General features: G+C 76.0%; 1 protein-coding gene. It reads right to left on the bottom strand.

What is annotated here, in order from left to right:
* Positions 1 to 18: 18 nt before the first annotated feature.
* Positions 19 to 24891, bottom strand: a complete 24873-nt coding sequence (locus tag ACFVUY_RS07775; protein ID WP_387728106.1) for a type I polyketide synthase — start codon at positions 24889 to 24891, stop codon at positions 19 to 21.
* Between the last annotated feature and the right edge of the window lie 210 nt (positions 24892 to 25101).

Genomic DNA, 25101 nt, shown 5'->3' with positions numbered 1-25101 from the left:
AGGGGTTCGGCAGCAGGGTCACGAGGCGCCCAGTTCCTTGTCGATGAAGTCGAAGAGGTCGTCGTCGGTGGCGGTGTCCAGACCGGCCACCACGTCCGGCGACCCGGCCGCGGGAGCGCCGTCCTCGAAGCGGGCCAGCAGCGCCTGGAGGCGCCGGACCACCGTGATCCGCTCCGCCTCGGCCGCCTCCGCCAGCTCGGCCTCGATCCGCTCCACCCGGTCGGTGAGCGAGGCGGCCGAGGTGCGCGGCGGGGCGATCCGCCCGGTCAGGTACTCGGCGACCCGGGCGGCCGACGGCTGGTCGAACACCAGCGTCGCGGGCAGCCGCAGCCCGGTGCGGGCGGACAGCCGGTTGCGCAGTTCGACCGCGGTGAGCGAGTCGAAGCCGAGGTCGACGAAGCCCCGGTCGGGCGCGACGGCCTCCGCCGTGGCGTGCCCGAGGACCTGCGCGACGTCCGCCCGGACGGCGTCCAGGACGATCCGGGCCTGCTCCGCGGGGGTGCGGCCGGCCAGCTGCCGCGGCAGCGAGGGGCCGTCGGCGGCCGCGCTCGCCCGGCGCGGGCCGCCGGGCAGCAGTCCGCGCAGCAGGGCCGGGACGGCGCTGTCGGCGGTGCCCGGCCGGGCCGGCAGGTCGAGCCGGACCGGCACCAGGTGGGCGCGGTCGGTGGCCAGCGCCGCGTCCAGGAGCGCGAGGCCCTGTTCCGCGGTCAGCCCGTCGCCGAGCCGGGCGGCCCGGTCGCCGAGGTGCCCGGTCATCGCGCTGGCCTCCGCCCAGACGCCCCAGGCGAGCGAGAGGCCCGGCAGCCCGAGCGACCGGCGCCGCGCCGCGAGGGCGTCCAGGAAGGAGTTGGCCGCCGCGTAGTTCGCCTGGCCGGGCGAGCCGAAGGTGCCGGCCGCCGAGGAGAACAGCACGAACAGCTCCAGGTCCGTCCCCGCGGTCAGCTCGTGCAGGTGCACGGCCGCGTCGGCCTTGGGACGGAACACGGTGGCGACCCGGTCGGGCGTCAGCGACTCGACGACGCCGTCGTCCAGCACACCGGCGGTGTGCACCACCCCGCGCAGCGGGCGCTCCGCCGGGATCGCGGCGAGCACCCGGGCCAGCGCGTCGCGGTCGGCGGCGTCGCAGGCCACCACCTCGGCGCGAGCGCCGAGGGCGGCCAGTTCCGCCGTCAGTTCGGCGGCTCCGGGGCTGTCCGCACCGCGCCGGCTGAGCAGCAGCAGGTGCCGCACGCCGTACTCCGCGGCCAGGTGGCGGGCCACCAGTCCGCCGAGCACGCCGGTGCCGCCGGTGACCAGGACGGTGCCCCCGGGCTCGGCCGGCGCTCCCGGGCCGGGGCGCGCCGCGGTGTCGGCCTGCGCCCGGGCCAGACGGGGCACCAGCACCCTCCCGTCCCGGACCGCCAGCTGCGGTTCGGCACCGGTCGCGTACGGGTGCCAGGCGTCGTCCCCGGGGTCCGCGTCGACCAGGACGAACCGGTCCGGGTGCTCGGACTGGGCCGAGCGCAGCAGGCCCCAGACCGCCGCGCCGGGCAGGTCGCGCACCCGGCCGGCCGGGTCGACGGCGCCGGAGGTCAGCACCACCAGCCGGGAGGAATCGAACCGCTCGTCGGCGAGCCACTGCTGGACGGTCGCCAGCGTCTCGGAGGCTGCCCGGAGCGCGGCACCCGCGTCGCCGACGGTGTCGGCGGCATCGGTGTCGGTGTCGGCGGCGGGACCGGCCACCAGGGGCAGCACCACCACCGGGGGTGCCAGCGCCCCGGCGGGCAGTCCCGCCAGCGAGTCGATCCGCTCGCCCGGCACCCCGGCCACGGCCGGCGTCCCGTCCCCGGCGAGCACCCACCACGCGGAGGCGTCCACCGGCGCCAGGGCCGGCACGGGCGTCCACTCGACCGCGAACAGCCAGTCCCGGCCGGGCTGTCGACCGGTCTCCGGCAGCTGTTCGACGGCGGTCTCGCGGAGCACCAGCGAGTCGACGGAGGCCACCGGCGCGCCGATCCCGTCGGCGGTCCGGATCAGCACGCCGTCCTCGGTCGGGGTGACCGCGACGCGCAGCACCGTGGCGCCGGTGGCGTGCAGCCGGACCCCGGTCCAGGCGAACGGCACACGGGGCACCGGGCCGCCGGCCTCGACGAAGCCGATCACGTGCAGCGCCGCGTCCAGCAGCGCCGGGTGCAGCCCGAACCCGGGCGCGGCCGCGGCCGCCTCCTCGGGCAGTGCCACCTCGGCGTAGACCGTCGCGCCGTCGCGCCAGGCCGCCCGGACCCCCTGGAAGGCCGGCCCGTAGCCGTACCCGCCCTCGGCGAGGGCCGGGTAGAAGCCGTCCAGCGCCAGTGGTTCGGCGCCCGGCGGCGGCCAGGCCGCAAGGTCGTACTCCTGCGCGGCGAGGTCGTGTTCCCGCACCGCGCCCCCGGCGCCCAGGACGCCGGTCGCGTGACGCACCCACGGCGCCTCGCCCTCGTCCGGCCGGGCGTGGATCTCCACCCGGCGGTCGCCGTTCTCCTCCGGGGCGGCCACCCGCACCTGGACCTGCACCCCGCCGGTGGCCGGCAGGGGCAGCGCGGACTGCACGAGCAGTTCGCGCAGGATCGTCGAGCCGACCTGCTCCCCGGCCCGCAGCGCCATCTCCACGAACGCCGTCCCGGGCACCAGCACCCGGCCGAGGACGGCGTGGTCCGCCAGCCAGGGCTGGGTGGCGAGCGACAGCCGTCCGGTCAGCAGCACCTCGTCCCCGCCGGCCAGCGCGACCGTCGCGCCGAGCAGCGGGTGGTCCGCCGCGCTCTGGCCGACGCCGCCCACGTCGCCCACGCCGGTGGCGGGCTCCAGCCAGAACCTGGTCCGCTGGAAGGCGTAGGTCGGCAGCGGCACCCGGCGTCCGGCCGGCAGCACGGCCGGCCAGTCGACCTCGACGCCGGCCGCCCAGAGCCGGCCGAGCGCGCGCAGCGCCGTCCCGGCCTCCTCGGGTTCGCCGCGGCGCAGCACCGGGACGAACACGCCCTCGGTGACGGACTGCTGGGCCATGCCGCAGAGCACGCCGTCCGGGCCGAGCTCCAGGTGGCGGGTGACGCCCCGGCCGAAGAGGTACGCGATGCCGTCGGCGAACCGGACGGTGCCGCGCACATGGCGGGCCCAGTACCCGGGCGTCCGGATCTCCTCGGGGTCGACCACCGCGCCGGTCAGGTTGGAGACGATCGGGATCCGCGGCTCGTTGAAGGTCAACCCGGCCAGCACCTCGGTGAATTCGGGCAGCATCGGCTCCATCAGGGCCGAGTGGAAGGCGTGCGAGACGGTCAGCCGGCTCGTCCGACGGCCCTCGGCCGCCCAGCGCCCGGCGAACTCCTCGACCACCTCCGTCGGACCCGAAACCACCACCGAGCTCGGGCCGTTGACGGCGGCGACATCCAGCCGGTCGCCGATCTCCGCCCGCACCTCGGCCTCGGCGGCCTGCACGGCGAGCATCGCGCCGCCCTCGGGCAGCGCCTGCATCAGCCGGCCGCGCGCGGCCACCAGGGCGCAGGCGTCGGCCAGCGAGAACACGCCCGCCGCGTGGGCGGCGGCCACCTCGCCGATCGAGTGGCCCAGCAGGAAGTCCGGGACCAGGCCGCAGGACTCCGCCCAGCGGTACAGGGCGACCTCGACGGCGAACAGGCCGGCCTGCGCCCACATCGTCCGGTCCAGGTCGACGCCCTCGAAGACCACGTCCTTGACCGGCCGGTCGAGCCACCGGTCCAGCTCCGCGCAGACCGCGTCGAAGGCCGCCGCGAACACCGGGGAGGCCTCGTACAGCCCCCGGCCCATCCCGGCCCGCTGCGCGCCCTGCCCGGTGAAGAGGAAGGCGAGTCGCCCGGGGCCGCCCGCGGCCGCCGGTGCCTCCTCCTCGGCCGCGAGCCGGTCGAGCTGGCGCAGCAGGTCCGCGCCGTCCCGTCCGACGGCGACGGCCCGGTGCTCCAGTTCGGCCCGGGTGGTCGCCAACGACCAGGCCACGTCGGCCGGTTCGGGTGCGGACGCCGCCGCCAGGTGGGCGCGCAGGGAGCGCGCCTGCTCACGCAGGGCGGCCTGGGTCCCACCGGAGAGCGGCCACACCACCGGGCCCTCGCCCGTGGTCGTCGGGCCCGCCGGTCCGCGGCCCGCGCCGATCGGCTCCATCGGGCCGTGGCCCGTGGTGGTCGGCCCGGCCGGGCTCGGGGCGGACTCCAGGATGATGTGCGCGTTGGTGCCGCTGATGCCGAAGGAGGACACGCCCGCGCGGCGCGGCCGGTCGGCCTCGGGCCAGGGGCGCGCCTCGGTCAGCAGCTCGACCGCCCCGGCCGACCAGTCCACGTGGTGGGTCGGCTCGTCCACGTGCAGGGTGGCGGGCAGGACACCGCGGCGCATCGCCTGCACCATCTTGATGACGCCCGCGACACCGGCCGCGGCCTGGGTGTGGCCGATGTTGGACTTGATCGAGCCCAGCCACAGCGGCCGGTCGGCCGGCCGGTCCTGGCCGTAGGTCGCCAGCAGCGCCTGGGCCTCGATCGGGTCGCCCAGACTGGTGCCGGTGCCGTGCGCCTCGACCACGTCCACCTCGGCGGCGAGCAGCCGGGAGTCGGCCAGCGCCTGGCGGATCACCCGCTGCTGGGACGGCCCGTTGGGGGCGGTGAGCCCGTTGGAGGCGCCGTCCTGGTTGACCGCGCTGCCGCGGATCACCGCATGGATCTCACGGCCGTTGCGCAGCGCGTCGGAGAGCCGCTCCAGCACCAGCACCCCGACGCCCTCGGACCACGTGGTGCCGTCCGCCGCCGAGGCGAAGGGCTTGCACCGGCCGTCGGAGGCCAGTCCGCCCTGCCGGTCGAACTCGGCGAAGATGTTCGGACCGGCCAGGACGGCCACGCCGCCGGCCAGCGCCAGCTCGCACTCGCCGCGCCGCAGCGCCTGCGCGGCCAGGTGCATCGCCACCAGGGAGGAGGAGCAGGCGGTGTCCACCGTGACGGCCGGGCCCTCCAGGCCGAAGGTGTACGCCACCCGGCCGGAGACCACGCTCATCGAGGTCCCGGTCAGCAGGTAGCCCTCCGCCCCGGGCGGGAGCTGGGCGCCCACACCGTAGGTCGAGGCGTACGCCCCGACGAACACACCGGTCGGGGAGCCGCGCAGCTCCGGGGCGACCAGGCCGGCGGCCTCGAAGGCCTCCCAGGAGGCCTCCAGCAGGATGCGCTGCTGCGGGTCCATCACCAGGGCCTCGCGCGGCGAGATCCCGAACAGCTCGGCGTCGAAGCCCGCGACGTCGTCCAGGAAGCCGCCGCGCGGGGCGTAGGACGCGTCCCCGACCCGCCAGCCGCGGTCCGCCGGGAACGGGGTCACCCCGTCGAAGCCCTCGGCCAGCAGGCGCCACAGCTGCTCGGGGTCGTTGGCGCCCCCGGGGTAGCGGCAGCTCATGCCGACGATCGCGATCGGCTCGTCGGCGTTCGCGGCGAGGACGGGCGCGGTCGGGGCGGGGGCCTGCGCCACCCGCTCGGACAGCGCCTCGGCGAGGTGGTCGGCCAGCGCGTCCGGGGTCGGGTAGTCGAAGACCAGGGTCGCGGGCAGTCGCAGCCCGGTCGCGGCGTTCAGCCCGTTGCGCAGCTCCACGGCGGTCAGCGAGTCCAGCCCGAGGTCCTTGAAGGCCTGCTTCGCACCGACCGCGTCCACCCCGGCGTGGCCGAGCACGGTCGCCACATGGGCCCGCACCAGGTCCAGCAGTCGGGCACGGCGCTGCTCGGCGTCCAGGCCCCGCAGTTGCTCCAGCACCGCGGCCCGGCCGCCGGCACCGCGCTCGGCGGCGCGGCTCCTCGGGGCCCGCACCAGGGCGCGGAACAGCGGGGGGATCCCGCCCGTCCGGGGCGCCCGGAGGTCGAGGGTCACCGGCAGGAGGTGCGGTACGGGCAGGGTGATCGCCCGGTCGAACAGGGCCAGCGCCTGCGCGGTCGGCAGACCGGAACCGCTGCGCGCCGAGGAGAGATGGCCGGTCAGCTCACTGGCCTGCTCCCACAGACCCCACGCCAACGACTGACCCGCCCGGCCCTCAGCCACCCGGCGGGCCGCCAGCGCGTCCAGGAAGGCGTTCGCGGCCGCATAGTTGGCCTGACCACCCGAACCGAACGTCGCCGCCACCGACGAGTACAGCACGAACAACGGCAGCTCCAGATCCGCCGTCAACTCGTCCAGATTCAGCGCCGCCTCCACCTTCGGACGCAGCACCGCCGCCACACGCTCCGGCGTCAGGGCGCCGAACACCCCGTCGTCCAGCACACCCGCCGCATGCACCACACCCACCAACGGACGGGAAAGACCGTCCAGCACCCGGGACAGGGCCGTCCGGTCGGCCGCATCGCACGCGACGACCTCGGCCTCGGCACCCAACTCGCCCAGATCGGCGAGCAGTTCGCTCACGGCCGGACTGTCCGCACCACGACGGCTCAACAGGGTCAGGTGCCGCACACCGTGCACGGCCGCCAGATGCCGGGCCAGCAACCCGCCCAGCGTCCCCGTACCACCCGTGATCAGCACCGTGCCGTCGGCATCCAACTCCATCGGAGTCTCCGCCAGTTGCAGGGAGGAGGCCCGGACCAGACGCGGCACCGACACCTCGCCACCCCGGATCGCCGCCTGCGGCTCACCACCGCCGACGACCGCCGGCCACAACTCCTCCGAACCATCCAGCGCATCCGGATCCAGGTCCACCAGCACGATCCGGTCCGGATTCTCCGTCTGCGCCGAACGCAGCAGACCCCACACCGCCGCCTGCACCGGATCAGCCCCACCAGCGGCAGGAACCGCAACCGCCCCACGCGTCAGCACCACCAGGCGCGAAGAGCCGAAACGCTCCTCCGCCAACCACTCCTGCACCACACCCAGCACCCGGGCCGTCAGCGCATACACATCACCCTCGACCGGCACCGGCAGCACCACCACCGGCGGCACCGCCGACCCACCGGCCTCCAACTCCCCCACCAGGCCCGCCACATCGACGAACCCCCGCACACCGGCGACCTCACCGATCGCCACCCAACCCGACGAACCCGCACCCTCCGGACCTGCCGGAACCGGCACCCAGTCCACCGCGAACAACGCCTCCGGCCCACCCTCACCGACCGGCCGAAGCGCCTCCGCCGAAACCTCCCGCAGTACCAGGGAACCCACGGACGCGACAGGAACACCGAGTTCGTCGGCGGCCAGGATCGCCACACCGTCGGCCGCCGGACTCACGGCGACGCGCAGCGCGGATGCCCCGACGGCATGCAGCTGGACGCCGGTCCAGGCGAAGGGCAGTCGTGTCGCCCCGCCCTCGGCCTCGACCAGACCACTGACGTGCAGTGCCGCGTCCAGCAGCGCCGGGTGCAGACCGAAACCGCCCGCCTCACCCGCCACCGCCTCGGGCAGCGCGACCTCCGCGTAAACGGTCTCACCCACCCGCCAGGCCGCACCCAGACCCCGGAACACCGGACCGTAGCCGTACCCGACCTCGGCCAGAGCCTCGTAGAAACCCTCCAGCGACAGCACCGTGGCACCGGCCGGCGGCCAGACGGCCAGATCGAACTCCGGCGCCCGCTCCTGCGCGGTCAGGGTTCCCACCGCGTGGCAGATCCACGGCGCGGCCCCGCCGGCGTCCGGCCGGGCGTGGATCTCCACCCGGCAGTCGCCCTCCTCGCCCGGGGCCGCCACCCGCACCTGGAGGTGCACGCCGCCCTGCTCGGGCAGCGGCAGCGGCGCCTGGAGCACCAGCTCCTCCAGGACCGGGCGGTCGATCTGCTCGCCCGCGCGCAGCGCCATGTCCACGAAGGCCGTCCCCGGCACCAGCGCCTGGCCCTGGACCGCGTGGTCCGCGAGCCACGGGTGGATGGCGAGCGACAGCCGTCCGGTCAGCAACAGGCCGTTGTCTCCGGCCAGTTGAACCGCAGCGCCGAGCATCGGGTGGCCGGCCGACAACTGGCCGACCGAACCGGCGTCCCCGGACCGAACGGCCGGGCGCGGCCAGTAGCGCTCGCGCTGGAAGGCGTACGTCGGCAGTTCGAGCCGTCGACCGGCCGGCAGCACGGCCGGCCAGTCCACGTCCACGCCGGCCGTCCAGAGCCGGGCCAGGGCGGTCAGCGCGGTGCCCGACTCCTCCCGCTCACGGCGCAGCAGCGGCGCGAACACGGCCTCGGCAACCGCCTGTCCGGCCAGGCCGGTCAGCACCGCGTCCGGGCCCAGCTCGACGTAGCGGGTGACGCCCTGCCCGTCGAGGTGGGCGACGCCGTCGGCGAAGCGGACGGCCTCGCGGACCTGGCGCACCCAGTAGTCGGGGGTGGTGAGCAGCCCGGGCTCGGCGATCCCGCCGGTCAGATTCGACACGATCGGAACGCGCGGCTCGGCGAAGGTCAACCCGGCCAGCACCGAAGAGAATTCGGACAGCATCGGCTCCATCAGCGCCGAGTGGAAAGCGTGCGAGACCGTCAGCCTGCGGGTCTTGCGACCCTCGGCCTTCCAGCGGGCCGCGTACTCGTCGACCACCCCGGTCGGACCGGAAACCACCACAGAGGTCGGGCCGTTGACGGCCGCCACGTCCAGGCGGTCGCCGATCGTCTCGCGGATCTCGGCCTCGGTGGCCTGCACCGCCAGCATCGCCCCGCCCTCGGGCAGCGCGTCCATCAGCCGGCCACGTGCCGCCACCAGCGCACAGGCGTCGGCCAGCGAGAACACGCCCGCCACATGGGCGGCCGCCACCTCACCGATCGAGTGCCCGAGCAGGAAGTCGGCCGTCACGCCCCAGGATTCGAGCAGCCGGAACGACGCCACCTCGACCGCGAACAGCCCGGCCTGCGCCCACACCGTCCGGTCCAGATCCTCGACGCCGTCGAGGACGACCTCGCGAACCGACCGCCCGAGCCTCCCGTCCAGCTCCGCGCAGACCGCGTCGAAGGCCGCCGCGAACACCGGGAACCGCGCGTACAGCCCGGCCCCCATCCCGACCCGCTGCGCACCCTGCCCCGTGAACAGGAACGCCGTCCGGCCCTCGACCGCCGTACCCGAGACCACGCCCTCGCCGGGCCGGCCCTCGGCCAGCGCGGTCAGGCCTGCCCCGATCGCGGCAGCCGTGTCACCGACGGCCACCGCGCGGTGTTCCAGCGCCGCCCGGGTGACGGCCAGCGCGTGCCCCGCGGCCGCCGGGTCGGGCCCGGTCGCCGCGAACTCGGCCAGCCTCGCCGCCTGTCCGCGCAGCCCCTCCGGGGTCTTCGCGGAGACCGGCCAGAGCACCGGGCCGTTGTTCTCCACCGGTTCCGGCGCGGGCGACGGGTCGCCCTGCTCCAGGATGACGTGGGCGTTGGTGCCGCTGATACCGAAGGAGGAGACGCCCGCGCGACGCGGGCGACCGTCCTCCGGCCACGGCCGGGCCTGCGTCAGCAGTTCCACCGCACCCGCCGACCAGTCCACGTGCAAGGTCGGTTCGTCCACGTGCAACGTAGCCGGGAGGACGCCGTGGCGCATCGCCTGCACCATCTTGATGACGCCCGCGACACCGGCCGCCGACTGGGTGTGGCCGATGTTGGACTTGATCGAGCCCAGCCACAGCGGCCGGTCGGCCGGCCGGTCCTGGCCGTAGGTCGACAACAGCGCCTGGGCCTCGATCGGGTCCCCGAGCGGAGTGCCGGTGCCGTGCGCCTCCACCACGTCCACCTCGGACGGGGCGAGCCGCGCGGAGGCCAGCGCCTGCCGGATCACCCGCTCCTGGGAGGGGCCGTTCGGCGCGGTGAGCCCGTTGGAGGCGCCGTCCTGGTTGACCGCGCTGCCGCGGATCACCGCGAGCACCCGGTGGCCGTCCCGACGGGCGTCGGAGAGGCGCTGGAGCACCAGCACGCCGACGCCCTCGGACCAGACGGTGCCGTCCGCCCCGGCGGAGAATGCCTTGCAGCGTCCGTCCGAGGCCAGGCCGTCCTGCCGGTCGAACTCGGCGAACACCCCCGGGGTGGACATCACGGTCACACCGCCGGTCAGTGCCATCGCGCACTCGCCGCGCTGCAGCGCCTGGATCGCCCAGTGCATCGCCACCAGGGAGGAGGAGCAGGCGGTGTCCACGGTGACGGCCGGGCCCTCCAGACCGAACACGTACGAGACGCGGCCGGAGAGGATGCTGGTGGCGGCACCCGTCATCAGGTGCCCCTCCGACTCCGGCAGGTCCATCCCGGCGCCGTAGCCGAACGCCGAGGCGCCGACCAGGACGCCGGTGGAGGACCGGTGCATGGACATCGGGTCCAGGCCGGCGGCCTCGAAGGCCTCCCAGGAGGCCTCCAGCAGCAGCCGCTGCTGCGGGTCCATCGCCAGCGCCTCGCGCGGCGAGATCCCGAACAGCCCGGCGTCGAAGTCGGCGGCGTCGTGCAGGAAGCCGCCGCGCGGCGTGTAGGTGGCGTCGGCGACCTCGATCTCCCAGCCGCGGTCGGCCGGGAAAGCGGTCACGCCGTCGAAGCCCTCGGCCAGCAGTCGCCAGAGCCGCTCGGGGTTGTCCGCGCCGCCGGGGAAGCGGCAGCTCATGCCGATGATCGCGATGGGCTCGCCGGTGTCCACGGCTGTCTCGACGAGCGGCGCCACGGGGGCTGCCCGCTCGAAGAGCAGCTCGTCGAGGTGCTCGGCCAGTACGGCCGGGGTCGGGTAGTCGAAGACCAGGGTCACCGGCAGCCGCAGCCCGGTGACGGCGTTCAGCCCGTTGCGCAGCTCCACGGCGGTCAGCGAGTCGAAGCCGAGCTCCCGGAACGCGTGCCGGGGGCCGACCGCGTCGGTGGCGCCGTGGCCGAGCACGGTGGCCGCGCTGCCGCGGACCAGCTCCAGCAGCTGCGCGCGCCGTTCCTCGGCCGGCAGCGGCCGCAGCCGGGCCAGAAGTCCGGACTCCGCGCCCGCGCCCCGGTCGGCGGCCCGCCGGGCGGACGGCCGGATCAGGCCGCGCAGCAGCGGGGGCACCCCATGGGTGGAGACGGCCTGCGCGGCGGCCAGGTCCAGGACCGTCGGCAGGAGGTGCGGTACGGGCAGGGTGATCGCCCGGTCGAACAGGGCCAGCGCCTGCGCGGTCGGCAGACCGGAACCGCTGCGCGCCGAGGAGAGATGGCCGGTCAGCTCACTGGCCTGCTCCCACAGACCCCACGCCAACGACTGACCCGCCCGGCCCGCAGCCACCCGGCGGGCCGCCAGCGCGTCCAGGAAAGCGTTCGCGGCCGCGTAGTTGGCCTGACCACCCGAACCGAACGTCGCCGCCACCGACGAGTACAGCACGAACAACGGCAGCTCCAGATCCGCCGTCAACTCGTCCAGATTCAGCGCCGCCTCCACCTTCGGACGCAGCACCGCCGCCACACGCTCCGGCGTCAACGCACCGAACACCCCGTCGTCCAGCACACCCGCCGCATGCACCACACCCGCCAACGGACGGGAAAGACCGTCCAGCACCCGGGACAGGGCCGCCCGGTCGGCCGCATCGCACGCGACGACCTCGGCCTCGGCTCCCAACTCGCCCAGATCGGCAAGCAGTTCACTCACGGCCGGACTGTCCGCGCCACGACGGCTCAACAGGGTCAGGTGCCGCACACCGTGCACGGCCGCCAGATGCCGGGCCAACAGCCCGCCCAGCGTCCCCGTACCACCCGTGATCAGCACCGTCCCGTCGGCATCCAACTCCACCGGAGTCTCCGCCAGTTGCAGAGCAGAGGCCCGCACCAGACGCGGCACCGACACCTCGCCACCCCGGATCGCCGCCTGCGGCTCACCACCGACGACCACCGCCGGCCACAACCCCTCCGAACCATCCAGCGCATCCGGATCCAGGTCCACCAGCACGATCCGGTCCGGATTCTCCGTCTGCGCCGAACGCAGCAGACCCCACACCGCCGCCTGCACCGGATCAGCCCCACCACCGGCGGGAACCGCAACCGCCCCACGCGTCAGCACCACCAGACGCGAAGAGCCGAAACGCTCCTCCGCCAACCACTCCTGCACCACACCCAGCACCCGGGCCGTCAGCGCATACACATCACCCTCGACCGGCACCGGCAGCACCACCACCGGCGGCACCGCCGACCCACCGGCCTCCAACTCCCCCACCAGGCCCGCCACATCGACGAACCCCCGCACACCGGCGACCTCACCGATCGCCACCCACTCCGACGAACCCGCACCCTCCGGACCCGCCGAAACCGGCACCGGAACCGGAACCCAGTCCACCGCGAACAACGCCTCCGGCCCGCCTTCACCGACCGGCCGAAGCGCCTCCGCCGAAACCTCCCGCATGGCGAGCGATGCGACGGTCGCGACGGGCTCGCCCACGCCGTCGGCGAGGAGCAGCGAGACGCCGTCCGCCGTACCCTCGACCCGCACCCGGAGCACCGAAGCACCCACCGCGTCCAGTCGGGCACTCGTCCAGGCGAACGGCAGCCGGGTGCCCCCGGCCTGGGTGGCCGGGGAGAGCCCGACCGCGTGCAGTGCCGCGTCCAGCAGCGCCGGGTGCAGACCGAAACCGCCCGCCTCACCCGCCACCGCCTCGGGCAGCGCGACCTCCGCACAGACGGTCTCACCCACCCGCCAGGCCGCACCCAGGCCCCGGAACACCGGACCGTAGCCGTACCCGACCTCGGCCAGAGCCTCGTAGAAGCCCTCCAGCGGCAGCGCCGTGGCACCGGCCGGCGGCCAGACGGTGAGGTCCGGTGCGGCGTCGGCGGCGGCGGCCTCGTCGGCCAGGAGTCCGGCCGCGTGGCTGATCCAGACGGCGTCGCCGGTGCCCTCGGGCCGCGAGTAGACCTCGACGGTGCGCTCACCGGTCTCGCCGGCGGCGCTCACGCTCACCTGGATCTGCACCCCGGCGTGCTCGGGCAGCACCAGGGGCGTGCGCAGGACCAGCTCCCGGATCGCCGGGGAGCCGGCCCGGCGGCCGGCCGCCCAGACCATCTCGACCAGTGCGGCGCCGGGCACCACCACCCGGTCCAGGATGACGTGGTCGGCCAGCCACGGGTGCGTGGCCACCGACAGCCGTCCGGTCAGCAACAGGCCGTTGTCACCGGCCAGTTGGACTGCGGCGCTGAGCAGCGGGTGGCCGACGGGCTCCAGGCCGACCGTACCCGGATCGCCGACCGGCGGGACCGCCTCCGGCCAGTAGCGCTCGTGCTGGAAGGCGTACGTCGGCAGTTCGAGCCGTCGGCCGGCCGGCAGCACGGCCCGCCAGTCGACGTCCGCGCCGGCGACCCAGATCCGGGCCAGCGCGCGCAGCGCGGTGTCCACGTCCTCCCGGTCGCGGCGGGCGACGGGGGCGAACACCCCTTCGGACACGGACTGTTGCGCCAGCCCGCTCAGCACGCCGTCCGGCCCCAGCTCGACGTAGCGGGTGACGCCCTGCCCGTCGAGGTGGGCGACGCCGTCGGCGAAGCGGACCGCCTCACGGACCTGGCGCACCCAGTAGTCGGGAGTGGTGAGCAGCCCGGGCTCGGCGATCCCGCCGGTCAGGTTCGACACGATCGGAACGCGCGGCTCGGCGAAGGTCAACCCGGCCAGCACCGAAGCGAATTCGGACAGCATCGGCTCCATCAGCGCCGAGTGGAACGCGTGCGAGACGGTCAGCCGGCGGATCCGGCGCCCCTCGGCCTTCCACCGGGCCGCGAACTCCTCCACCACCTCCGCCGGCCCGGAAACCACCACCGAGGTCGGGCCGTTGACGGCCGCCACGTCCAGGCGGTCACCGATCTCCGAACGCACCTCCGCCTCGGCGGCCTCGACCGCCAGCATCGCCCCGCCGCTCGGCAGCGCGTCCATCAGCCGGCCGCGCGCCGCCACCAGGGCGCACGCGTCCGGCAGCGAGAAGACCCCGGCGACGTGGGCGGCGGCGATCTCGCCGATCGAGTGCCCGAGCAGGAAGTCGGGGACCACGCCCCAGGATTCGAGCAGGCGGTACGAAGCGACCTCGACCGCGAACAGCCCGGCCTGCGCCCACACCGTACGGTCCAGGTCCGCCGCCCCGTCGAACACCACGTCCCCGACCGGCCGGTCGAGGAGCAGGTCCAGCTCCGCGCAGACCGCGTCGAAGGCCGCCGCGAACACCGGGAACGCCTCGTACAGGCCCCGGCCCATGCCGACCCGCTGCGCGCCCTGTCCCGTGAACAGGAACGCCGTCTGGCCTTCGACCGTCGCACCGGCGACCACGTGCGCCGACGGGGTGCCCGCCGCCACGGTGTCGAGCCCCTCGGCGAGGTCCGCCGCGTCCGCTCCGAGCACCACCGCGCGGTGGGCGAGCGCGGCCCGGCCGAGCAGGGCGTGGCCGAGGTCGGCCGGGTCCGGCTGCGGCCGACCGTCGGCCCCGTCGCCGGAGCCGAGGAAGGCCGCGAGCCGCTCGGCCTGGGCCCGCAGGGCGGGTTCGGTCCTGCCCGACAGCAGCCAGGGGACCACCGGCGGCGCCGCCGCCGTCCGCTCGGCCGGGGCGGGGCTCGGCACGGCCTCGATGATGACGTGGGCGTTGGTGCCGCTGATGCCGAAGGAGGACACACCCGCACGGCGCGGCCGGCCGTCCTCCGGCCACGGCCGGGCCTGCGTCAGCAGTTCCACCGCGCCCGCCGACCAGTCGACGTGCGGGGTGGGCTCGTCCACGTGCAGGGTGGCCGGGAGGACGCCGTGACGCATCGCCATGACCATCTTGATGATCCCGGCGACGCCGGCGGCGGCCTGGGTGTGCCCGATGTTGGACTTGATCGAGCCCAGCAGCAGCGGGCTGCCCTCCGGTCGCCCCTGACCGTAGGTGGCCAGCAGCGCCTGCGCCTCGATCGGGTCGCCGAGGCGGGTGCCGGTGCCGTGCGCCTCGACCACGTCCACGTCGGCGGTGGTCAGTCCGGCGGTGGCCAGGGCCTGGCGGATCACCCGCTCCTGCGCGGGGCCGTTGGGCGCGGTGAGGCCGTTGGAGGCGCCGTCCTGGTTGACGGCGCTGCCGCGCACCCGCGCCAGCACCCGGTGCCCGAACCGCCGGGCGTCCGACAGCCGCTCGACCAGCAGCACGCCGACGCCCTCGCCCCAGCCCGTGCCGTCCGCCGCGGCCGCGAAGGCCTTGCAGCGGCCGTCCGAGGCGAGCCCGCCCTGGCGGTCGAACTCGCCGAAGGTGGCGGGCGAGACCATCACCGTGACACCGCCCGCGAGCGCCATCGCGCACTCGCCGCGCTGCACCGCCTGGGCCGCCAGGTGGAGTGCCACCAGGGACGACGAGCAGGCGGTGTCCACCGTCACCGCCGGTCCCTCCAGGCCGAAGGAGTAGGCGACCCGGCCCGAGATCACGCTGTTGGCGGTGCCGGAGAGCAGGTGCCCCTCGGCTCCCTCGAAGCCGTGCGCGCCGCCCCCGCCGTAGCCGGAGGAGGAGGCGCCGACGAAGACACCGATCTGCCGGCCGCGCATCGAGCGCGGGTCCAGCTCGGCGGACTCGAAGGCCTCCCAGGCGGCTTCCAGCAGCAGCCGCTGCTGCGGGTCCATCGCCAGCGCCTCGCGCGGCGAGATGCCGAACAGGCCCGCGTCGAAGCGGGTCGCCCCGGCGACGAAACCGCCCTGCCGGGCGTACGAGTCCTCGGCGTCCGCGAACGCCCAGCCGCGGTCGACGGGGAAGCCGGAGATGCCGTCGGCGCCGGTGGCGACCAGCTCCCACAGCTCGTTCGGGGAGGCGATGCCGCCGGGGTAGCGGCAGCTCATCCCGACGATCACGATCGGGTCGTCGGTGCCGGGAGCGGCCCCGCCGTCGACCCGGACCGCCTCCGGGGCGGCTTCCGGGCCGTCCGGGCCGTCCAGGTCGTCCAGCAGTTCACCGGCCAGGTGCTCGGCCAGCTCGCTCGGGGTCGGGTGGTCGAAGACCAGGGTGGCCGGCAGTGCCAGGCCCGTCTCGGTGCCCAGGGCGTTGCGCAGTTCCACCGCGGTCAGCGAGGTGAAGCCCAGGTCCCGGAAGGCCCGGTCCGCTCCGACGGCCTCGGCGGTGCCGTGTCCGAGCACCGTGGCGGCCCGCGCCCGCACCAGGTCCAGCAGGATCCGGCCCCGCTGCGGGACCGGGGCCGCCGCGAGCCTGCGCACCAGGGCGGTGCCGCCCTCGGCGGCGGGCTCCTCCGCGGCCGGCCGCTGGGCCGCCTCGGGCAGGTCGGCCAGCAGCGGGCTGGGGCGGCTGGAGGTGAACGCCGGGGCGAACCGCTCCCAGTCCACGTCCGCGACCACCGCGCAGGTCTCCCGCCGGTCCACCGCCCCGGCGAGCGCGGTGACGGCCAGCTTCGGGTCGAGGGCGGGCAGTCCGCGCTTGCGCAGGAAGTCCTCCGCCTCGCCGCGCACCGCCATCCCGGCCTCGGCCCAGGGGCCCCAGGCCACCGAGAGACCCGCCAGGCCGCGCGAGCGCCGCTGCTGGACCAGCGCGTCCAGGTAGGCGTTGGCGGCGGCGTAGAGCCCCTGCCCGCCGCTGCCCCAGACGCCCGCGATGGAGGAGAAGGTGACGAACAGATCCAGGTCCAGCCCGGCGGTGAGCTCGTCCAGGTGTGCCGCGCCGGTGACCTTGCCACCGGTGGACGAGCGCACGTCCGCGGGGCCGGTCCAGTCCAGCGGTGCGGTCTCGGCGACGCCGGCCGCGTGCACCACGCCGGTCAGCGGGAACTCGGCCGGGATCGCGTCGAGCACCGCCGCCAGCGCCGCCCGGTCGGCGGCGTCGCAGGCGGCGACCGTCACCCGGGCACCGAGCCCGGTCAGTTCGGCCACCAGCGCGTCCACGCCCTCGGCCGCCGAACCGCGCCGACTGGTCAGCACCAGACGGGGAACGCCCCGGCCGGCCAGCCAGCGCGCCACCTCCGCGCCCAGCGCCCCCGTTCCACCGGTCACCAGCACCGTGCCCGAGGGGGTCCACGGCTCGGCCGGGACGTCCTCGACGGCCGCCCGGACCAGCCGGCGGGAGTAGACCCCGGCGGGGCGCACGGCGACCTGGTCCAGGCCCTGGTCACCGGTGAGCACCGAGGCCAGCCGGGCGGCGACCCGGCCGTCCACGGCGGCGGGAACGTCGACCAGCCCGCCCCAGCGGTCCGGGTGCTCCAGCGCGGCGACCCGCCCGGCGCCCCACACCTGGGCCTGGAGCGGATCGCGCAGCGGGTCGGAGCCGCCCACCGACACCGCGCCGCTGGTGACGGTCCAGAGCGGCGCGCCGATCGCGGCGTCGCCGAGCGCCTGGAGCAGGACCACCGAGGCGGTCAGCCCGTCCGGGCCGAGCGCGCTCAGCGACAGCACGCCCGCGTACTCGGCGGGCAGTTCCGCGAGCCGTCCGGCCAGCGCCGCCCGGCCCTCGGCCACCGGGTCGCAGCGGAACTCGACCAGTTCGGCCCCGGCGGCCCGCAGCGCCGCGGGCAGCCCGCCGGCCGGCCCGGCCGCTTCGCCCGCCCCGTCGGTCCCGGCAGCACCGTCGGCCCCGTCCGGCAGCACGACCAGCCACGTTCCGGTGAGCGCGCCCGCACCGAGCCCGTCCGTGACCGGCTTCCAGGTGACGCGGTAGCGCCAGGAGTTGACGACGGCGTCGGCCCGGCGACGGCGGCGCCAGGAGGACAGCACGGGCAGCAGCGGCTCCAGCTCGCCCGCCGACTCGACGGCGAGGGTGCTCGCCAGCTCGCCCAGGTCCGCACGCTCGACCGCGTCCCAGAACCGGGCGTCCAGGGCGTCCACGGCGCCGTTGGCGGGCGCAGGGACGGGGCCCGGTTCGGGCCAGTACCGCTCGCGCTGGAAGGCGTACGTCGGCAGCTCGACCCGCCGGCCGCCGCCCAGCACGGCCCGCCAGTCCAGCGCGACGCCGGCCGTCCACAGCGCGCCGACGGTCTCCGCGACCGCCTCCGCGCCGGTCCGGTCCCGACGCTGCATCGGCACGAACACCCCGTCGGTGACGGTCAGTTGGGCCATGCCGCAGAGCACACCGTCCGGCCCCAGCTCGATGAACCTGCGGACGCCGTGCTCGCGCAGGCAGGCCACGCCGTCGGCGAACCGGACGGTCTCCCGGACGTGGCGCACCCAGTAGTCCGGCGTGCCCAGGGTGTCGGCGTCCGCGAGGGCGCCGGTCAGGTTGGAGACGATCGCGATCCGCGGCGCCTCGAAGGTGATCGTCTCCAGCACCGCGCGGAAGTCCGCGAGCATCGGCTCCATCAGCGCCGAGTGGAAGGCGTGCGAGACCGCCAGCCGCGCGGTCCGGCGCCCCTCGGCCCGCCAGCGGGCGGCGAGTTCGTCGATCACCGCCGCTTCGCCGGAGACCACCAGGTCGGCGGGCCCGTTGACCGCGGCGACGTCGGCCCGGCCGGCCAGGACCTCGCGGACCTCCGCCTCCTCGGCCCGCACCGCGAGCATCGCGCCGCCGCTCGGGAGCGCCTGCATCAGCCGGGCCCGGGCCGCGACCAGCCGGCAGGCGTCCGCCAGCGAGAACACCCCGGCGCAGTGCGCCGCCGCGACCTCGCCGATCGAATGCCCGAGCAGCAGGTTCGGCACCACGCCCCAGGATTCGAGCAGCCGGAAGGTGGCGACCTCGACCGCGAACAGAGCGGTCTGGGCGTAGCCGGTCAGGTTCAGGTCCACGCCGTCGGCCGCCACCTCGCGGACCGGCCGGTCCAGCGCCGGGTCCAGTTCGGCGCAGACCGCGTCGAAGGCGTCCGCGAACACCGGGAAGCGCGTGTACAGCTCCTCGGCCATGCCGGCCCGCTGGGCCCCCTGGCCGGTGAACAGGAAGGCGGTGCCGCCGGGGACCGCGGTGGCGGCCGTCGTGCCGTCGAAGTCGGCCAGCCGGCCGAGGAGTTCCGTCCGGTCGTCGCCGACCAGCACCGCGCGGTGCTCCAGCGCGGCACGGGTGGTGGCGAGCGCGTGGCCGGTGTCGCGCGGGTCGGCGTCCGTGTCGGCGAGGAAGGTGCGCAGCCGCTGCGCCTGGGCCCGCAGGCCGTCCCGGGTGTGGGCGGAGAGCGGCAGCAGCGCGAGCGCGGGGGTCGGGGCCCGCTCGGCCTCGACGGCCGGGGGCTGCTCGATGATGACGTGGGCGTTGGTGCCGCTGATGCCGAAGGAGGAGACGGCGGCCCGGCGCGGCCGGTCCAGCTCGGGCCAGGACCGGGCCTCGGTGAGCAGTTCCACCGCGCCGCGCGACCAGTCCACCTGCGGGCTGGGCTGGTCCACGTGCAGCGTGGCGGGCATGATCCCGTGGCGCAGCGCCTGCACCATCTTGATCACGCCGGCCGCGCCCGCGGCGGCCTGGGTGTGGCCGATGTTGGACTTGATCGAGCCGAGCAGCAGCGGGCCGTCCTCCGGCCGTCCCTGACCGTACGTGGCCAGCAGCGCCTGGACCTCGATCGGGTCGCCCAGCACCGTGCCGGTGCCGTGGCCCTCGACCAGGTCGACGTCCCGGGTGGACAGGCCCGCGTTGACCAGCGCCTGCCGGATCACCCGCTGCTGCGCGGGGCCGTTGGGCGCGGTGAGGCCGTTGGAGGCGCCGTCCTGGTTGACCGCGCTGCCCCGGATCACCGCGTGCACCCGGTGGCCCTCGCGCCGGGCGGTGGAGAGCCGCTCGATCAGCAGCAGGCCGACGCCCTCGCCCCAGCCCGTTCCGTCGGCGGCGCCCGCGTAGGAGCGGCAGCGTCCGGTCGAGGAGAGCCCGCCCTGGCGGTCGAACTCACCGAAGGCCGCCGGGGAGACCATCACTGTCACGCCGCCGGCCAGGGCCTGCTCGCACTCGCCGCGCTGCACCGCCTGCACGGCCAGGTGCAGGGCGACCAGCGAGGAGGAGCAGGCGGTGTCGACGGTGACGGCGGGCCCTTCGAGGCCGAAGGTGTACGCGACCCGGCCGGAGATGACGCTGTTGGCGGTGCCGGACAGCAGGTGCCCCTCGGCGCCCGCCAGCCCGAGGCCGCCGGTGCCGTAGCCGGAGTTGGACGCTCCGGCGAACACGCCGATCTGCGCGCCCTGGACGGAGCGCGGGTCCAGCCCCGCCGATTCGAGGACCTCCCAGGCGGCCTCCAGCAGCAGCCGCTGCTGGGGGTCCATGGCCAGCGCCTCGCGCGGGGAGATGCCGAACAGCGCCGCGTCGAAGCCGGTCGCCCCGGCGACGAAGCCACCCTGCCGGGCGTACGAGCCCTCGTCGTCGGTGAGGTCCCAGCCGCGGTCGGCGGGGAAGCCGGTGACGCCGTCCTCGCCCTCGGACACCAGCCGCCACAGGTCGTCGGGGGACTCCACCCCGCCGGGGTAGCGGCAGCTCATGCCGACGATCACGACTGGGTCGTCGTCGGCGTCGACGGCGTCGGCCGCGGCACGGGTGGGCGCCGCCGGCGCGTCCGGCTCGTCGAACAGTTCGCCGAGCAGGTACGCGGCCAGGGCGGTCGGCGTCGGGTGGTCGAAGACCAGGGTGGCGGGCAGCCGGAGGCCGGTCTCCGCGTTCAGCAGGTTGCGCAGTTCGACGGCGGTCAGCGAGTCGAAGCCGAGGTCGCGGAAGACCTGCTCGGGGTCGACCGCCTCGGCGGTGCGGTGGCCCAGCACGGCGGCCGCGCGCTCCCGGACCAGGTCCACCAGCACCTGGTGGCGCTGACCGGCGGGCCCGGCGGTGAGCCGCTGCCGCAGCGCGGTGCCCAGCTCGAAGTCGGAGCCCTCCCCCTCGACCGGCTGCGCCGCCTCGGGCAGGTCGGCCAGCAGCGGGCTGGGGCGGCCCAGGGTGAAGGCCGGGGCGAACAGCCCCCAGTCGACGTCGGCGACGGTCACGCAGCCCTCGCCGTGGTCCACGGCCCGCGCCAGGGCGCGGACGGCGAGGGCCGGGTCGAGCGCGTTCAGCCCGCGGCGGCGCAGGAAGTCGGCCGCCTCGCCGCGGACGGCCATCCCGGCCTCGGCCCAGGGGCCCCAGGCGATCGAGGTGCCGGACAGGCCGCGGCTGCGGCGGTTGTCGACCAGCGCGTCCAGGTGGGCGTTGCCGGCCGCGTAGGCGGCCTGGCCGCCGCTGCCCCAGGTCGCCGCGATCGAGGAGAAGGTGACGAACAGGTCCAGGCCGTCGGTGAGTTCGTCGAGGTGTGCGGCGCCGGCCGCCTTGCCGTCGACGACGGCGGCCAGGTCGGCGGGGCGCAGCTCCTCGATCGGGCCGTGCGCCGCCACCCCGGCGGCGTGCACCACCCCGGTCAGCGGGAGGTCGGCCGGGATCCGCGCGAGCACCGCGGCCAGCGCCTCCCGGTCCGCGACGTCGCAGGCCTCGACGGTGACCCGGGTGCCGGTGGCGGTCAGCTCGGCGACCAGGTCCTCGGCGCCCGGGGCGGCGGCGCCGCGCCGGGCGAGCAGCAGCAGGTGCGGCGCTCCGCGTTCGGCCAGCCAGCGGGCGACGGCCGCGCCCAGGGCGCCGGTGCCGCCGGTGACCAGCACCGTGCCCGAGGGGGTCCACGGCCGTTCGGCGGTCCGGGTCGGCTCCGGGCGGGTCAGCCGGCGTCCGTAGCCGGCGGAGCCGCGCACGGCGACCTGGTCCTCGCCCGTGGCGCCGGCCAGCACCGCGGCGAGCCGGGCGCCGGCCCGGGCGTCCAGGGTGGCCGGAAGGTCGATCAACCCGCCCCAGCGGTCGGGGAGTTCCAGGGCGGCGACGCGGCCGAGCCCCCACACCCGGGCCGCCGACGGGTCGCTCGGCGGGTCGAACCGGCCCACCGAGACGGCGCCGGAGGTGAGCAGCCACAGCGGTGCGTCGATGCCCGCCTCGCCGAGGCCCTGGACGGCCGCCAGCGCCTCGGCGGCCGGGTCGGCGCCGGCCGGCAGCGCGACCACGCCGACCACGCCGGCCGGGCCGGCCGTCGGCCACGCCCCGGGGGCGCAGCGCAGGACGGTGGCGCCAGCGGCCCGCAGAGCCTGCTCGACGGCCTCCGCCCGCCCGTCCCCGGGGTCGGCGGACAGCAGCCAGTCACCGGTGAGCGGGGCGGTGTCGCCGAGGCCCGTCAGCGGCTTCCAGGTGACCTGGTAGCGCCACGAGTCGACGGTCGACTCCTGCCGCTGGGAGCGCCGCCAGGCGGCCAGCGCGGGGACCACCTCGTCCAGCAGGCCGGGGGCCTCCTCCAGCTTCAGGGTGGTGGCCAGCTCGGTGAGGTCCGCGCGCTCCACCGCCGCCCAGAACCGGACGTCCTGGTCCGAGGCCTCGCGCGGCGGGCCGACCGGCGCCGCCATGCTCTGCGGCCAGTAGCGCTCGCGCTGGAAGGCGTACGTCGGCAGCTCCACCCGGCGGCCCTCGGGCAGCACGGTGCGCCAGTCGACCTCGACGCCGGCCGTCCAGATCCGGGCCAGTGCGGTCAGCGCCGACTCGGCGTCGTCCCGATCGCGACGCAGCACCGGGGCGAACACGCCCTCGGCACCGGCCTGTTGGGCCATCCCGCAGAGCACGCCGTCCGGGCCGAGCTCGACGAAGCGGGTCACGCCCCGGGCGGCCAGGCAGGCGGCGCCGTCGGCGAACCGGACGGCCTCGCGCACGTGCCGCACCCAGTACTCCGGGGTGGTGAGCAGGTCGGGTGCGGCGACGGCTCCGGTCAGGTTGGAGACGATCGCGATCCGGGGGCGGGCGAAGGAGACCGTCTCCAGCACCGCGCGGAAGTCCGCGAGCATCGGCTCCATCAGCGCGGAGTGGAAGGCGTGCGAGACCGTCAGCCGGCTCGTCCTGCGGCCCTCGGCCGCCCAGCGGGCGGCCAGTTCGTCGATCACCTCCGCGGTGCCGGAGACCACGACCGAGGACGGCCCGTTGACCGCCGCGACGTCGGCGCGTCCGGCGATCGCCTCGACGGCCTCCGCCTCGGTGGCCCGGACGGCGAGCATCGCGCCGCCGGACGGCAGCGCCTGCATCAGCCGGCCGCGCGCGGCCACCACGGCGCAGGCGTCCGCGAGCGTGAGGACGCCCGCGCAGTGCGCCGCGGCGAGTTCGCCGACGGAGTGGCCGAGCAGGAAGTCGGGGGCCACGCCCCAGGATTCGAGCAGCCGGAAGCCGGCGACCTCGACGGCGAACAGGCCGGCCTGGGTCCACATCGTCAGGTCGAGGCCGCGGCCGGTGAAGACCGCTTCCTTGACCGATCCGTCGAGGTGGCGGTCCAGTTCGGCGCAGACGGCGTCGAAGGCCTCGGCGAAGGCGGGGAAGGCCTCGTACAGCCCGCGGCCCATCGCGGCGCGCTGCGAGCCCTGGCCGGTGAACAGGAAGGCGCAGCGGCCCTCGCCCACCACGCCGGTCACCGCCGCGGCCGGGTCGCCCCCGGCGAGCGCGTCCAGGCCCGGGAGCAGGTCGCCGAGGACCACCGCGCGGTGGTCCAGGCCCGCGCGGGTGGTGGCGAGCGACCAGGCGAGGTCGACGGGGTCGGGCGCCTCGGTCTCGGCGAGGTGGGCGCGCAGTCGGCCGGCCTGGGCGCGCAGCCCGGCCGCGCCCTTGCCGGAGAGCGGCCACAGCGCCGGCCGGCCGGCGGCGGGCGCGGGCGCCGAAGGGGCCGACGGGGCCGGGTCGGCCTGGGAGGCCTGGGCGGTCGGCTCGGCGTCGGCGTCCGGCCCGGCCTCGCCCTCGCCCTCGGCCTGCGGCTCGGCGGGCGCGGGCGCCGCCTCGATGATCACGTGCGCGTTGGTGCCGCTGATGCCGAACGAGGAGACGCCGGCCCGGCGGGGGTGGTCGGTCTCCGGCCACGACCGGGCCTCGGTGAGCAGCTCGACGCCGCCCTCGCTCCAGTCCACGTGCGAGGTGGGCGCGTCCACGTGCAGGGTGGCCGGCAGCAGGCCGTGGTGGATCGCCTGCACCATCTTGATCACACCCGCCACACCGGCCGCGGCCTGGGTGTGCCCGATGTTGGACTTGACCGAGCCCAGCCACAGCGGGCCGCCCTCGGCACGCTCCCGCCCGTACGTGGCGAGCAGGGCCTGGGCCTCGATCGGGTCGCCGAGCCGGGTGCCGGTGCCGTGCGCCTCGACCGCGTCCACGTCGGCCGGGGAGAGCCCCGCGCCGGCCAGCGCCTGACGGATCACCCGCTGCTGGGACGGACCGTTGGGGGCTGTCAGGCCGTTGGAGGCGCCGTCCTGGTTGACGGCGCTGCCGCGCACCACGGCGAGCACCGGGTGCCCCAGCCGCTGGGCGTCGGAGAGCCGTTCGACCATCAGCAGGCCGACGCCCTCGCCCCAGCCGGTGCCGTCGGCGCCCTCGGCGAAGGCCTTGCAGCGCCCGTTGCCGGCCAGGCCGTCGAGGCGGCTGAACTCCGCGAAGACGCTCGGCGAGGACATCACCGTGACGCCGCCGGCCAGCGCCAGCTCGCAGTCGCCCGCGCGCAGCGCGTGGACGGCCAGGTGCAGGGCGACCAGGGAGGAGGAGCAGGCCGTGTCGACGGTGACGGCCGGGCCCTCCAGGCCCAGCGCGTACGCGACCCGGCCGGACACCACGCTGGCCGCGTTGCCGATGGCCAGGTGGGTGGCGGCGCCCTCGGGCAGGGAGTGGGCGCCCTCGGCGTAGCCGGAGGCGGAGGCGCCGACGAAGACGCCGACCCGGTTGCCGGAGAGCGAGCGCGGGTCGATCCCGGCCCGCTCCACGACCTCCCAGGCGGATTCCAGCAGCAGCCGCTGCTGCGGGTCCATGGCCAGGGCCTCGCGCGGGGAGATGCCGAACAGCGCGGCGTCGAACTCGGCCACCCCGTCGACGAATCCGCCCTCGTCGGCGTAGCCGGACCCGGCCGGCCAGCCGCGGTCCTCGGGGAAACCGGTGATGGCGTCACCGCCGCGGGTCACCAGCCGCCACAGGTCGGCCGGCGAGCTCACGCCGCCCGGGTAGCGGCAGGCCATCGCGACGATCGCGATGGGCTCGCGCTCGCGCATCTCCGCCACCTGGAGCTGACGACGTGTGCGCCGGAGATCGGCCGTCACCCGCTTCAGGTATTCGAGATACTTTTGCTCTTCCCCCACGCAGATCAACCCCTACTCCCGGCCGGCGGTGGACCGCAGCCGGTACCGATTACCCGTGAGACCGCAGCGTTTCGCATCCTAGGGAGATAATCCCCGCGCGATACCCCTAGCCGACCCCAGAAAAAAGGACATCAGATGGCACGGGCCGTTCCGGGCCGTTCGCCGTCGGAGCGGGAACCGCATTCGCGCGGTTCCCGCTCCGTTATTCGC

The organism is Kitasatospora sp. NPDC058063, from assembly GCF_042885395.1.
Classification (GTDB): domain Bacteria; phylum Actinomycetota; class Actinomycetes; order Streptomycetales; family Streptomycetaceae; genus Kitasatospora; species Kitasatospora lactacystinica.
This window is presented reverse-complemented; position numbering and strand designations above follow the sequence as displayed.